The organism is Pseudomonas sp. S3E17, from assembly GCF_024168685.1.
GTDB classification, from domain to species: domain Bacteria; phylum Pseudomonadota; class Gammaproteobacteria; order Pseudomonadales; family Pseudomonadaceae; genus Aquipseudomonas; species Aquipseudomonas marginalis.
The window spans coordinates 3,732,129-3,745,904 of sequence record NZ_JALJWE010000001.1 but is presented as its reverse complement, the minus strand read 5'-3'; the positions used below and the strand labels follow the sequence as shown (position 1 = coordinate 3,745,904).

The window sequence follows — 13,776 nt, the reverse complement described above, 5'->3', positions numbered from 1 at the left end:
TGATCTGGGGCAGGCGAAAGACTTTTGGTAGCGCCTGTCCCCTTGAACCTGGAAATTGTGGCCCCATATACCGGAACAGAAGCGCGAGTTGAGTTCGCGCATGATTTTGAAAGGAGAAATCTATGGCTGACGAACAGACGCAGGATACGCAAACTCCGGACGCCAATTCGGCTGTCGGTGATGAACTGGCAACTCGTGTGCAAGTGCTCGAAGAGCAGTTGGCCGCTGCGCAGGATCAGTCTTTGCGTGTTGCCGCCGATCTGCAGAACGTCCGCCGCCGTGCCGAGCAGGACGTAGAAAAAGCTCACAAGTTCGGGTTGGAAAAGTTCGCGGGCGACCTGCTGCCAATTATTGACAGCCTGGAGCGTGGCCTCGAGTTGTCCAACCCGGATGACGAAAACATCCGCCCGATGCGCGAAGGGATCGAACTGACCCTGAAAATGTTTCAGGACACCCTGAAACGTTATCAGCTGGAAGCCATTGATCCGCAAGGCGGCGAACCGTTCAGCGCTGAGCTTCACCAGGCCATGGCCATGCAAGAAAGCCACGACCTCGAACCCAACAGTGTGTTGAAAGTGTTCCAGAAGGGCTATCAGCTCAACGGTCGCCTGTTGCGCCCTGCAATGGTGGTAGTGAGCAAGGCTCCTGCACCCGTTGCACCTTCTATTGATGAGCAGGCTTGAAATCCGCCGCAAGGCCCCCATTTATAAGTCAAGCGTTTAAGTGCTACCGCAGTTAGCCACCACTGCTGCGGCAACCAAATTCAAGTTTCGGGAGAGTAAATCATGGGCAAAATTATCGGTATTGACCTGGGGACCACCAACTCCTGCGTCTCCGTGTTGGAAAACGGCGTTGCAAAAGTAATCGAAAACGCCGAAGGCGCGCGTACCACGCCGTCGATCATCGCTTACGCCAACGATGGTGAAATCCTGGTTGGCCAGTCGGCCAAGCGCCAGGCTGTGACCAACCCGCATAACACCCTGTACGCGGTGAAGCGCCTGATCGGTCGTAAGTTCGACGAAGAAGTCGTACAAAAAGACATCAAAATGGTCCCTTACAAGATCGCCAAGGCTGACAACGGTGACGCCTGGGTTGAAGTAAATGGCCAGAAAATGTCGCCACCGCAAATCTCGGCTGAAATCTTGAAGAAGATGAAGAAGACTGCCGAAGATTACCTGGGTGAGACAGTGACTGAGGCGGTGATCACCGTTCCAGCCTATTTCAACGACAGCCAGCGCCAGGCGACCAAAGATGCCGGCCGCATCGCGGGCCTGGATGTAAAACGTATCATCAACGAACCGACCGCAGCTGCTCTGGCTTACGGCATGGACAAGGCCAAGGGCGATCACACCGTGATCGTTTATGACCTGGGTGGCGGTACGTTCGACGTTTCCGTGATCGAGATCGCTGAAGTAGACGGCGAGCACCAGTTCGAAGTGTTGGCCACCAACGGCGACACCTTCCTGGGTGGTGAGGACTTCGACATTCGTCTGATCGACTATCTCGTTGACGAATTCAAGAAAGAAAGCGGCATGAACCTCAAGGGTGACCCGCTGGCGATGCAGCGCCTGAAAGAAGCTGCTGAGAAAGCCAAGATCGAGCTGTCTTCCGCTCAGTCGACCGACGTTAACCTGCCGTACATCACTGCAGACGCCACCGGTCCTAAGCACTTGAACGTGAAGATCTCTCGCGCCAAGTTGGAAGCGCTGGTCGAAGACCTGGTTCAACGCACCATCGAGCCATGCCGCATTGCGCTGAAAGACTCCGGTATTGATGTTGGTGCGATCAACGACGTGATCCTGGTAGGCGGTCAGACCCGTATGCCACTGGTTCAGAAGTTGGTTACCGAGTTCTTCGGCAAAGAAGCACGTAAAGACGTGAACCCGGACGAAGCGGTTGCCATGGGTGCTGCCATCCAGGGCGCGGTATTGGCTGGTGACGTGAAAGACGTGTTGCTGCTGGACGTAAGCCCGCTGACCCTGGGTATCGAAACCATGGGTGGCGTGATGACTGCGCTGATCGAGAAAAACACCACGATTCCTACCAAGAAATCCCAGGTGTTCTCGACGGCTGATGACAACCAGGGGGCTGTGACCATTCACGTGCTGCAAGGTGAGCGTAAGCAGGCTGCTCAGAACAAGTCCCTGGGCAAGTTCGACCTGGCTGAGATTCCACCAGCACCGCGTGGCGTGCCACAGATCGAAGTGACCTTTGACATCGACGCCAACGGCATTCTGCACGTAGGTGCGAAAGACAAGGCTACCGGCAAAGAGCAGAAGATCACCATCAAGGCCAACTCCGGTCTTTCTGATGAAGAAATTCAACAGATGATCCGCGATGCTGAAACCAATGCTGAAGCTGACAAGAAGTTCGAAGAGTTGGCAGGTGCCCGTAACCAGGGCGACGCACTGGTTCACTCGACACGCAAAATGATCGCTGATGCTGGCGAGAAAGTGACCGCTGAAGAGAAGGCTGCGATCGAAGCTGCTGTCGTTGCCCTGGAAGCCGCTGTCAAAGGCGACGACAAGGCTGCCATTGAAGCCAAGGTTGAAGAATTGTCGAAAGTCTCCGCGCCAGTGGCTCAAAAAATGTATGCCGAACAGGCCCAGCCGGCTGACGGTGCTGCTCAAAAGGCAGAGCCTGAAGCTAAAGACGATGTTGTCGATGCCGAGTTCGAAGAAGTTACCGACAAGAAGTAAGTTGGTCGCCCGGTTGACCGCTATCAAGCGGTGACTGGTAGGATGTCGCCGCGCGGGAGCTTGCTCCCGCGTTGGCGTGTCTGGGGTATGTGAATTTTTACAGCATGCGACTGTGTTCGGATGTTGGCGGTGTGATCGGGGATGCTCCTGCTTTCCGAGCAATGAATACCGCGTTTTTGGCCGGGTCCCTGGCTAAAAAGTAGTAACGACCAGGATCGTTGAATTGACGTGAGTTGGGTCCGGGCCTGTATTGGGGCTCAACGAGTTTAGCCAGGCTCAGGAGGGTCTGGCTGGACGTCCTTAAGAGTGCAAAGACTTATGGCAAAGCGTGACTATTACGAAGTGTTGGGTGTGGAGCGCGGCTCCAGCGAGGCGGACCTGAAAAAGGCTTACCGTCGCCTGGCAATGAAGCACCACCCGGACCGTAATCCGGATAGCAAAGAATCCGAAGATATGTTCAAAGAGGCCAACGAGGCCTACGAATGTCTGTCTGATCCCAATAAGCGTGCGGCCTACGACCAGTATGGGCATGCCGGTGTCGATCCGAGCATGGGGGGCGGCGGTGCCGGTTTTGGCGGTCAGAACTTCTCCGATATTTTCGGGGATGTATTCAGTGACTTCTTTGGTGGTGGCCGGGGTGGTCAGCGCGGTGGTGCCCAGCGTGGCAGCGACTTGCGTTACACCCTGGAGCTGAACCTGGAAGAAGCTGTACGCGGCACCAGCGTCAATATTCGCGTACCCACGCTGGTTAACTGCAAGCCGTGTGATGGTTCGGGTGCCAAGAAAGGCTCTGCGCCGATTACTTGCCCGACGTGCGGCGGTATCGGCCAGGTCCGTATGCAGCAGGGTTTCTTCTCGGTGCAGCAGACCTGTCCGCGTTGCCATGGGCAGGGCAAGATCATTTCCGATCCGTGCGATTCCTGCCATGGCGAAGGCCGCGTCGAAGAGTACAAGACCCTGGCGGTGAAAGTGCCGGCGGGAGTCGATACCGGAGACCGTATTCGTCTGTCGGGTGAGGGGGAGGCCGGTACCCAGGGCGGTCCTACGGGCGACCTGTACGTGGTGATCAATGTGCGCGAGCACTCGATCTTCCAGCGCGACGGCAAGCACTTGTTCTGTGAAGTGCCGATCAGCTTTGTCGATGCAGCCCTGGGTGGCGAATTGGAGATCCCGACCCTGGACGGTCGGGTCAAGCTCAAGATCCCTGAAGGTACGCAGACCGGCAAGCAGTTCCGTATCCGTGGCAAAGGCGTCGCGCCGGTGCGCGGTGGCGGTGCTGGCGACTTGATGTGTCGTGTGGCTGTGGAGACTCCAGTCAATCTGGGGCGCCGTCAGCGTGAATTGCTTGAGGAATTCCGCAGTTCGCTGGAGGGCGATGACACGCATTCGCCGAAAACCACTGGCTTTTTCGAAGGCGTGAAGCGCTTCTTCGGCGACCTGTAAGGAAGTGAGTATGCGACGTATAGCCGTAATGGGCGCTGCCGGGCGCATGGGCAAGACGCTGGTCGAGGCGGTGCAGCAGCGCTCCCCGGCCTCTGGGCTGACTGCGGCGATTGTTCGTCCCGGTAGCACGTTGATCGGTGCGGATGCGGGTGAGTTGGCTTCTCTGGGGCGTATCGGTGTCTCCTTGTCAGGTAGCCTGGAGCAGGTGGCTGACGAGTTCGATGTGCTGATCGACTTCACCCTGCCGGAAGTGATGCTGAAAAACCTCGCGTTCTGCCGCAAGGCGGGCAAGGCGATGGTGATCGGCACCACGGGGTTGACTGCGCAACAGAAGCAGTTGCTTGAGGAGGCGGGTAAGGATATTCCCGTCGTCTTCGCAGCCAACTTCAGTGTCGGCGTGAATCTGTCGCTCAAGTTGCTGGACATGGCGGCGCGGGTGCTGGGGGATGAGGCGGATATCGAGATTATCGAGACGCATCACCGCCACAAGATCGATGCGCCGTCGGGTACCGCACTGCGCATGGGTGAGGCTATTGCCGACGCGCTGGGGCGTGACCTGTCCAAGGTGGCGGTTTACGGTCGCGAAGGGCATACCGGTGCGCGTGCACGTGACACCATTGGTTTTGCGACCGTCCGCGGCGGTGATGTGGTGGGCGACCACACGGTATTGTTTGCTACCGAGGGTGAGCGCCTGGAAATCACTCACAAGGCTTCCAGCCGCATGACATTCGCCAAGGGCGCGGTGCGTGCCGCGCTCTGGTTGGAAGGTCGCGAGCCTGGTCTGTACGACATGCGCGATGTGTTGGATCTGCACTAATCAGTAGCTAAAACGGGGCCTCAGGATTATCCTAAGGCCCCGTTTTTACCCGCTAAGCGACGTCCTGTCGCATTCTCCTGCCTTTAAGGCTCATTAGCGGTGGACCAAAAAAGCCTTTTTCTGTAAGCTACAGCTTTAGTGTGTCCACTAAAAGCGCGCAGAATAATTCAGTGAAGAAGCGGGGTGACGTGTCCATACGTCACTCCGCTTTTTTACAACCTGCGATCGCCCTTTCAGGCTTTATTTACGGGAGGTCTTCTTGACTAAGCCAGCCATACTCGCCCTTGCTGATGGCAGCATTTTTCGCGGCGAAGCCATTGGAGCCGACGGTCAAACCGTTGGAGAGGTGGTGTTTAACACCGCCATGACCGGCTATCAGGAAATCCTTACCGATCCTTCCTACGCCCAACAGATCGTTACCCTGACCTATCCGCACATCGGCAACACCGGTACTACGCCGGAAGACGTTGAGTCTGATCGTGTCTGGTCAGCGGGTCTGGTCATTCGTGATCTGCCACTGGTTGCGAGCAACTGGCGTAACACGATGTCGCTGTCCGATTACCTGAAAGCCAACAACGTTGTGGCGATCGCCGGTATCGATACGCGCCGCCTGACGCGCATCCTGCGTGAAAAGGGCTCGCAGAACGGCTGCATCATGGTCGGTGACAATATTTCCGAAGCTGCGGCGATTGCAGCAGCGCAGGGCTTCCCTGGCCTGAAAGGCATGGACCTGGCGAAAGTCGTCAGCACCAAGGAGCAGTACGAGTGGCGCTCCACCGTCTGGGACTTGAAGACCGACAGCCACGAGACTATCGAAGCGGCTGACTTGCCGTATCACGTGGTCGCATACGACTACGGCGTCAAGTACAACATCCTGCGTATGCTGGTCGAGCGTGGGTGCCGTGTGACCGTGGTGCCGGCGCAAACGCCTGCCAGCGATGTGCTGGCCCTGCAACCTGACGGCGTGTTCCTGTCCAACGGCCCGGGTGATCCGGAGCCTTGTGACTACGCCATCCAGGCCATCAAGGAAGTGCTGGAAACCGAGATTCCGGTATTTGGTATCTGCCTCGGTCACCAGTTGCTGGCGCTGGCCTCCGGCGCCAAGACCCTGAAAATGGGTCATGGCCATCACGGCGCCAACCACCCTGTGCAGGACCTGGATACCGGTGTTGTGATGATCACCAGCCAGAACCACGGTTTTGCGGTGGATGAAGCGACCTTGCCGAGCAATGTCCGCGCGATTCACAAGTCGTTGTTCGACGGTTCCCTGCAGGGCATCGAACGTACTGACAAGAGCGCGTTCAGCTTCCAGGGCCACCCTGAAGCAAGCCCGGGCCCGAACGACGTAGCGCCGCTGTTCGACCGTTTCATCAATGAGATGGCCAAGCGACGCTGACTGAGCGGCCTGCGGGCGGCCCCTGCCTTGGTGGCCCCTGCAGGCTCTTCGAAGATTGTTCAAGACGGCTTGCCGACTGACCTGCGGATTTGAGTGACAAACCCATGCCAAAACGTACAGACATAAAAAGCATCCTGATTCTCGGCGCTGGCCCGATCGTTATCGGCCAGGCCTGCGAATTCGACTACTCCGGCGCCCAGGCTTGCAAGGCCCTGCGCGAAGAGGGTTACCGCGTCATCCTGGTGAACTCCAACCCGGCCACCATCATGACCGATCCGGACATGGCCGACGCCACCTACATCGAGCCGATCAAGTGGCAGACGGTTGCCAAGATCATCGAGAAAGAGCGTCCGGACGCACTGCTGCCGACCATGGGCGGCCAGACTGCATTGAACTGCGCCCTGGACCTGGAGCGCGAAGGCGTCCTGGAAAAATTCGGCGTAGAGATGATCGGCGCCAACGCCGACACCATCGACAAGGCTGAAGACCGTTCGCGCTTCGACAAGGCCATGAAGTCCATCGGCCTTGACTGCCCGCGCTCCGGTATCGCCCACAGCATGGAGGAGGCCAACGCAGTTCTCGAAAAGCTGGGCTTCCCGTGCATTATCCGTCCGTCCTTCACCATGGGCGGCACCGGTGGTGGCATTGCCTACAACCGTGAAGAGTTCGAAGAAATCTGCGCCCGTGGCCTGGACCTGTCTCCGACCAAAGAGCTGCTGATCGACGAATCCCTGATTGGCTGGAAAGAGTATGAGATGGAGGTTGTCCGCGACAAAAAGGACAATTGCATCATCGTCTGCTCCATCGAAAACTTCGACCCGATGGGTGTGCACACCGGTGACTCGATCACTGTTGCTCCGGCGCAGACCCTGACGGACAAGGAATACCAGATCATGCGTAACGCCTCGTTGGCGGTATTGCGTGAGATCGGCGTTGAAACCGGTGGCTCCAACGTTCAGTTCGGCATCTGCCCGGACACAGGCCGCATGGTCGTGATCGAGATGAACCCGCGTGTATCGCGTTCTTCGGCGCTGGCATCGAAAGCGACCGGCTTCCCGATTGCGCGTATCGCCGCCAAGCTGGCTATCGGTTACACCCTGGACGAGCTGCAAAACGAAATCACGGGCGGCGCTACGCCGGCGTCCTTCGAACCGTCCATCGACTATGTCGTGACCAAGCTGCCACGCTTTGCCTTCGAGAAGTTCGCCAAGGCCGACGCGCGCCTGACCACCCAGATGAAGTCGGTGGGTGAAGTCATGGCCATCGGCCGGACCTTCCAGGAGTCCCTGCAGAAAGCCCTGCGTGGCCTGGAAGTCGGCGTTTGCGGCCTGGACGAGAAGCTCGACCTGAGCAATCCGGAAAGCATGAGCATCCTCAAGCGCGAGCTGACCGTACCGGGCGCCGAGCGTATCTGGTATGTGGCTGATGCCTTCCGCGCCGGCATGACTGTTGAAGACATCTTCGGCATGAACATGATCGATCCGTGGTTCCTGGTGCAGATCGAAGATCTGATCAAGGAAGAGGAGAAGGTCAAGACCCTGGGTCTGGCCAGCATCGACCGCGACATGATGTTCCGCCTCAAGCGCAAAGGCTTCTCCGACCAGCGCCTGGCCAAGCTGCTGGGTGTGACCGAGAAGAACCTGCGCACGCATCGCCACAAGCTGGAGATCTTCCCGGTCTACAAGCGCGTTGACACCTGTGCCGCCGAGTTCGCCACCGACACTGCGTACCTGTACTCCACCTACGAGGAAGAGTGCGAGGCCGCGCCGTCGGGCCGCGACAAGATTATCATCCTGGGCGGTGGTCCGAACCGTATCGGCCAGGGCATCGAATTCGACTATTGCTGCGTACACGCCGCCCTCGCGCTGCGCGAAGACGGGTACGAGACCATCATGGTCAACTGCAACCCGGAAACTGTTTCCACTGACTACGACACTTCCGACCGCCTGTACTTCGAGCCGGTAACGTTGGAAGACGTGTTGGAAATCTGTCGCGTCGAGAAGCCCAAAGGCGTGATCGTCCAGTACGGCGGCCAAACCCCGCTGAAACTGGCGCGTGCCCTTGAGGCTGCCGGCGTGCCAATCATCGGCACCAGCCCTGACGCCATCGACCGTGCCGAAGACCGTGAGCGCTTCCAGCAAATGGTTGAGCGCCTGAACCTGCGTCAGCCGCCAAACGCTACCGTGCGCAGCGAAGACGAGGCCATCCGTGCAGCCAGCAAGATCGGCTACCCGCTGGTGGTGCGTCCATCCTACGTGCTGGGCGGCCGGGCGATGGAAATCGTCTACGAAGAAGAAGAGCTCAAGCGTTACCTGCGTGATGCGGTAAAAGTGTCCAACGACAGCCCGGTGCTGCTGGACCACTTCCTCAACTGCGCCATCGAAATGGACGTGGATGCAGTTTGCGACGGTACCGACGTGGTCATCGGCGCGATCATGCAGCACATCGAGCAGGCGGGCGTTCACTCCGGTGACTCCGCGTGCTCGCTGCCGCCGTATTCGTTGCCTGCACATATCCAGGACGAGATGCGCGAGCAGGTCAAGAAAATGGCCTTGGAGTTGGGTGTTGTCGGCCTGATGAACGTACAGTTGGCGTTGCAAGGCGAAGACATCTACGTCATTGAGGTCAACCCGCGTGCTTCGCGTACCGTGCCGTTCGTTTCCAAGTGCATCGGCGTGTCCCTGGCCATGATCGCTGCACGTGTGATGGCTGGTAAGACCTTGAAGGAAATTGGCTTCACCAAGGAAATCATTCCGAACTTCTACAGTGTGAAAGAGGCAGTGTTCCCATTTGCCAAATTCCCTGGTGTGGACCCGATCCTCGGCCCAGAGATGAAGTCCACCGGTGAAGTGATGGGTGTGGGCGATACCTTCGGTGAAGCATTCGCCAAGGCCCAGATGGGCGCCAGCGAAGTGCTGCCGACCGGCGGTACTGCGTTTATCAGCGTGCGTGATGATGACAAACCGCTGGTTGCAGGCGTGGCCCGTGATCTGATCAACTTGGGCTTTGAAGTCGTGGCAACTGCCGGGACCGCCAAGCTGATTGAAGCGGCCGGCTTGAAAGTGCGCCGCGTGAACAAGGTGACGGAAGGCCGTCCGCATGTGGTCGACATGATCAAGAATGACGAAGTCACGCTGATCATCAACACCACCGAAGGTCGCCAGTCGATCGCGGATTCCTACTCCATTCGCCGTAATGCCTTGCAGCACAAGATCTACTGCACCACCACTATTGCTGCTGGCGAAGCTATCTGCGAAGCGCTCAAGTTCGGTCCGGAAAAGACCGTGCGTCGCTTGCAGGATCTACACGCAGGATTGAAGGCATGATCAAATACCCAATGACCGTCCAGGGTGCCAAGGCCCTGGAAGAGGAGCACGCCCATCTGACCAAGGTCGTACGTCCAAAGCTGAGCCAGGACATTGGTACGGCCCGCGAGCTGGGTGACCTGAAGGAAAACGCCGAATACCACGCTGCTCGTGAGCAGCAGGGTATGGTCGAGGCGCGGATCCGTGATATCGAAGGCCGTTTGCAGAATGCGGTGATCATCGACGTCACGACTATTCCCCACACTGGCAAGGTGATTTTCGGTACCACCGTGGAGATCGCCAACGTCGAGACTGACGAGAGCGTGGTCTACCACATCGTGGGAGAGGACGAGGCTGACTTCAAGCTCGGCAAGATCTCCGTCGGCTCACCACTGGCCCGTGCCTTGATCGCCAAGGAAGAGGGTGATGTGGTGTCTGTCAAAACGCCAGGCGGTGTGATCGAGTACGAGATTGTTGAAGTTCGTCACATCTGAAAGGCGGCGCCCGCTTCGTGCGGGCGCCATGCTCTGGCAGCTTGCCCAGATGCTTTGGGTGGGCGGCCTGTGGTTGTTACATCTTGGTGTATTGCCGGTGCTGGGCCTGATTGGCCTGGCTCCGTTGCTGATCGATGAAATCGATGGATTATTGAGTGCGCTGCTGGTGGGTTTCGCGGCGGCGTGCGTAGCACTTCAGGCATTGGTGCTGGTCAAGGCTGAAGGCTTGGAGAGTCTGTGGCGGGATATTCGCGGCCAACTGCTGTTGATGGCGCTGTATGCGTGTGCAATGTATTGCATTGTGCATGTCTGGCTGCCGGAAGCGTTGCGCTGGCAGCTATTCAGCTATCTTGTGCTAGGGTTCTCCGGCCTGGTGCTGGTTATACAGCCTGCTCCGGGATGGAGTAGCGGGGCGCGCGAAGCACGCCCGTGACCCTTTGTATTACTTGAAGCGGTGTACGTTCGACAGTTGCTTGTTGGCGCTGAAGTTCTTGCGATACAGCAGCGCCATCTTGCCGATGACCTGAACCAGGTCCGCCTTGCCAACCTTGCACAGTTCTGCAATGGCGGCCAGGCGTGCTTCGCGGTCAAGGATGTTGACCTTGATCTTGATCAGTTCGTGATCGCCCAGTGCGCGTTCAAGTTCGGCTAACACACCTTCAGTCAAACCGTTGTCTGCCACAATCAGAACTGGTTTCAGATGGTGGCCAATGGATTTGTACTGTTTCTTCTGCTCTTGAGTGAGCGGCATAATCTGACCCCTGCGTCTGATCTTGTAAAAAGCGGCGGCCAGTTTACCCGAGCGAGTCCGGGACCGCCCAGTTAATCACGACCCGTTTTATTTTCGAGGTGGCCCGTGGCCCGTTCCAAAACTAGCCTTAAGTGGCTGCAAGAGCATTTCAACGATCCTTACGTCAAAAAGGCGCAAAAGGATGGCTATCGTTCCCGGGCCAGCTACAAGCTGTTAGAGATCCAGGATAAGGACAAGTTGATTCGTCCTGGCATGAGCGTTATCGACCTTGGCGCGGCCCCTGGTGGCTGGTCCCAGGTGACCAGTCGTCTGATTGGTGGTCAAGGCCGCCTGATCGCTTCCGACATCCTGGAAATGGACAGCATCCCGGACGTGACCTTTGTTCATGGAGACTTTACCCAGGACACAGTGCTCGCCCAGATCCTCGAGGCTGTGGGAAATTCGCAGGTAGACCTTGTGATTTCCGACATGGCCCCCAATATGAGTGGATTACCGGCCGTTGATATGCCGCGGGCCATGTTCCTTTGTGAATTGGCGTTGGATTTGGCAGGTCGGGTGTTGCGTCCCGGTGGCGATTTCCTGGTGAAGGTGTTCCAGGGAGAGGGTTTCGACGAATACCACAAGAACATCCGCAAGTTGTTCGACAAGGTGCAGACGCGTAAACCAGACTCTTCCCGGGACCGGTCCAGGGAGCAATACCTGCTGTGCCGCGGCTTCCGTGGCGTCGAAGGCGCGGCCAGTGAAGAGCGTTTTTGAGGAATTCGAGGAGGGCGATAGGTTTTTTTATATCGCTTTCGTCACGAAGCTTTACGAATATTGTGTAGTCAAAGTTTCACAAAGGGTTACAGACGGCGCCTGCCAGAGTTGTAGGTTATGTAGTAAGTTAGGCCGGTGAATATCATGCGAAGCACGCGCCAGTAGCGGAGCTTGCTTCAGAGGGTAGTTAATTGAACGATATGGCAAAGAATCTGATCCTGTGGTTGATCATCGCGGCTGTCCTCGTGACGGTGATGAACAACTTCTCCAGCCCTAACGAGCCGCAGACCCTCAACTATTCCGACTTCATCCAGCAAGTTAAGGATGGCAAGGTCGAGCGCGTAGCGGTTGATGGCTACGTGATCACCGGCAAACGCAACGATGGCGATAGCTTCAAGACCATTCGTCCGGCAATTCAGGACAATGGTCTGATCGGCGACCTGGTGGATAACCACGTGGTTGTCGAAGGCAAGCAGCCTGAACAGCAGAGCATCTGGACTCAACTCCTGGTGGCAAGCTTCCCGATCCTGGTGATTATTGCCGTGTTCATGTTCTTCATGCGCCAGATGCAAGGTGGTGCGGGAGGCAAGGGCGGGCCGATGAGCTTCGGCAAGAGCAAGGCGCGCCTGCTCTCTGAAGATCAGGTGAAGACCACCCTGGCTGACGTAGCGGGTTGCGATGAAGCCAAGGAAGAAGTCGGCGAGCTGGTTGAGTTCTTGCGCGATCCAGGCAAATTCCAGCGCCTGGGTGGCCGTATTCCTCGCGGCGTGCTGATGGTCGGCCCCCCAGGTACCGGTAAAACCTTGCTGGCCAAGGCGATTGCCGGCGAAGCCAAGGTACCGTTCTTCACCATTTCCGGTTCTGACTTCGTTGAAATGTTCGTCGGTGTCGGTGCGAGCCGCGTTCGCGACATGTTCGAACAGGCCAAGAAGCATGCACCATGCATCATCTTCATCGATGAAATCGACGCCGTTGGTCGCCATCGTGGTGCTGGCATGGGCGGTGGTCATGATGAGCGTGAGCAGACCCTCAACCAGTTGCTGGTCGAGATGGATGGTTTCGAGATGAATGACGGCATCATCGTCATCGCGGCAACCAACCGTCCGGACGTGCTGGATCCTGCGCTGCTGCGTCCAGGCCGCTTTGACCGCCAGGTGGTGGTTGGCCTGCCGGACATCCGTGGGCGCGAACAAATCCTGAAAGTGCACATGCGCAAAGTGCCAATGGGCGACGACGTTGCACCGGCTGTGATTGCCCGTGGTACCCCGGGGTTCTCGGGTGCTGACCTGGCTAACCTGGTGAACGAGGCTTCGCTGTTTGCAGCCCGTACCGGCAAGCGCATCGTTGAAATGAAAGAGTTCGAGCTGGCGAAAGACAAGATCATGATGGGCGCTGAGCGCAAATCCATGGTCATGTCCGAAAAAGAGAAGCAGAACACTGCTTACCACGAAGCCGGCCACGCCATTGTGGGGCGTGTCGTGCCTGAGCATGACCCGGTCTACAAAGTGTCGATCATTCCTCGTGGTCGCGCCTTGGGTGTCACCATGTTCCTGCCGGAAGAGGATCGTTACAGCCTCTCCAAGCGTGCGCTCATCAGTCAGATCTGCTCGCTGTACGGCGGTCGAATCGCTGAAGAGATGACCTTGGGCTTCGATGGTGTGACCACGGGGGCTTCCAACGACATCATGCGCGCCAGCCAGATTGCGCGGAACATGGTGACCAAGTGGGGTTTGTCGGAAAAACTCGGTCCTTTGATGTACGCCGAGGAAGAAGGTGAAGTATTCCTGGGGCGTGGCGGCGGTGGTCAAAACGCCAGTTTCTCCGGTGAGACAGCCAAGCTGATCGATTCTGAGGTGCGCAGTATCATTGACCAGTGCTATGGCACTGCCAAGCAGATCCTGACCGATAATCGCGACAAGCTTGATGCAATGGCTGATGCATTGATGAAGTACGAGACCATCGATGCAGACCAGATCGACGACATTATGGCCGGTCGGGCGCCTCGTGAGCCTCGTGATTGGGAAGGTGGTTCGGGTACTTCGGGCACCCCGCCTGTGGTTCAGAACGAGCGCCCTGAAACCCCAATCGGCGGCCCGGCAGCTGATCATTAAGGTT

Annotated in this window: 11 protein-coding genes; 10 read left to right on the top strand and 1 reads right to left on the bottom strand. The window is 57.6% G+C overall.

Annotated elements, in window-relative coordinates:
• Positions 1–122: 122 nt before the first annotated feature.
• From grpE to J3D60_RS16700, 8 genes are all read left to right on the top strand, one after another.
• Positions 123–683, top strand: a complete 561-nt coding sequence (grpE, locus tag J3D60_RS16735; RefSeq protein ID WP_027605357.1) for a nucleotide exchange factor GrpE — start codon at positions 123–125, stop codon at positions 681–683.
• Between the two features lie 102 nt (positions 684–785).
• Complete coding sequence (gene dnaK / locus J3D60_RS16730; RefSeq protein WP_053137821.1) at positions 786–2,699, top strand: molecular chaperone DnaK; 1,914 nt, start codon at positions 786–788, stop codon at positions 2,697–2,699.
• A gap of 318 nt (positions 2,700–3,017) precedes the next feature.
• On the top strand, positions 3,018–4,142 hold the full coding sequence (dnaJ, locus tag J3D60_RS16725; RefSeq protein ID WP_065925314.1) for a molecular chaperone DnaJ: 1,125 nt from the start codon (positions 3,018–3,020) through the stop codon (positions 4,140–4,142).
• A gap of 10 nt (positions 4,143–4,152) precedes the next feature.
• Positions 4,153–4,959, top strand: a complete 807-nt coding sequence (dapB, locus tag J3D60_RS16720; protein ID WP_065938283.1) for a 4-hydroxy-tetrahydrodipicolinate reductase — start codon at positions 4,153–4,155, stop codon at positions 4,957–4,959.
• Between the two features lie 259 nt (positions 4,960–5,218).
• Positions 5,219–6,355 (top strand): glutamine-hydrolyzing carbamoyl-phosphate synthase small subunit, encoded by a 1,137-nt coding sequence (gene carA, locus J3D60_RS16715; RefSeq protein WP_027605361.1) that lies wholly within the window; start codon positions 5,219–5,221, stop codon positions 6,353–6,355.
• A 104-nt stretch (positions 6,356–6,459) separates the two neighbouring features.
• Positions 6,460–9,681 carry a carbamoyl-phosphate synthase large subunit gene (gene carB, locus J3D60_RS16710; RefSeq protein WP_065938282.1) on the top strand — a complete coding sequence of 1,074 codons (3,222 nt, stop codon included), beginning with the start codon at positions 6,460–6,462 and terminating at the stop codon, positions 9,679–9,681.
• Positions 9,678–10,154: a transcription elongation factor GreA gene (greA, locus tag J3D60_RS16705; RefSeq protein WP_027605363.1), complete on the top strand. Its 477-nt coding sequence runs from the start codon at positions 9,678–9,680 to the stop codon at positions 10,152–10,154. Before carB ends, greA begins: the two co-directional genes overlap by 4 nt.
• Before the next feature lie 28 nt (positions 10,155–10,182).
• Entirely contained in the window at positions 10,183–10,587 is a 405-nt protein-coding gene (locus J3D60_RS16700) for an MFS transporter (RefSeq protein ID WP_253494017.1), read from the top strand.
• 9 nt (positions 10,588–10,596) lie between these two features.
• Here J3D60_RS16700 and J3D60_RS16695 read toward each other — a convergent pair whose 3' ends face one another.
• Positions 10,597–10,905 (bottom strand): YhbY family RNA-binding protein, encoded by a 309-nt coding sequence (locus J3D60_RS16695; protein ID WP_029298992.1) that lies wholly within the window; start codon positions 10,903–10,905, stop codon positions 10,597–10,599.
• A 105-nt stretch (positions 10,906–11,010) separates the two neighbouring features.
• Between J3D60_RS16695 and rlmE the strand changes: the two genes are divergently transcribed.
• Both rlmE and ftsH read left to right on the top strand, forming a co-directional pair.
• Positions 11,011–11,661, top strand: a complete 651-nt coding sequence (rlmE, locus tag J3D60_RS16690) for a 23S rRNA (uridine(2552)-2'-O)-methyltransferase RlmE (RefSeq protein WP_015885924.1) — start codon at positions 11,011–11,013, stop codon at positions 11,659–11,661.
• Positions 11,662–11,861: 200 nt separating this feature from the next.
• Positions 11,862–13,772, top strand: coding sequence for an ATP-dependent zinc metalloprotease FtsH (ftsH, locus tag J3D60_RS16685; RefSeq protein WP_027605365.1), 1,911 nt, complete (start codon positions 11,862–11,864; stop codon positions 13,770–13,772).
• The last annotated feature ends 4 nt before the right edge of the window (positions 13,773–13,776 follow it).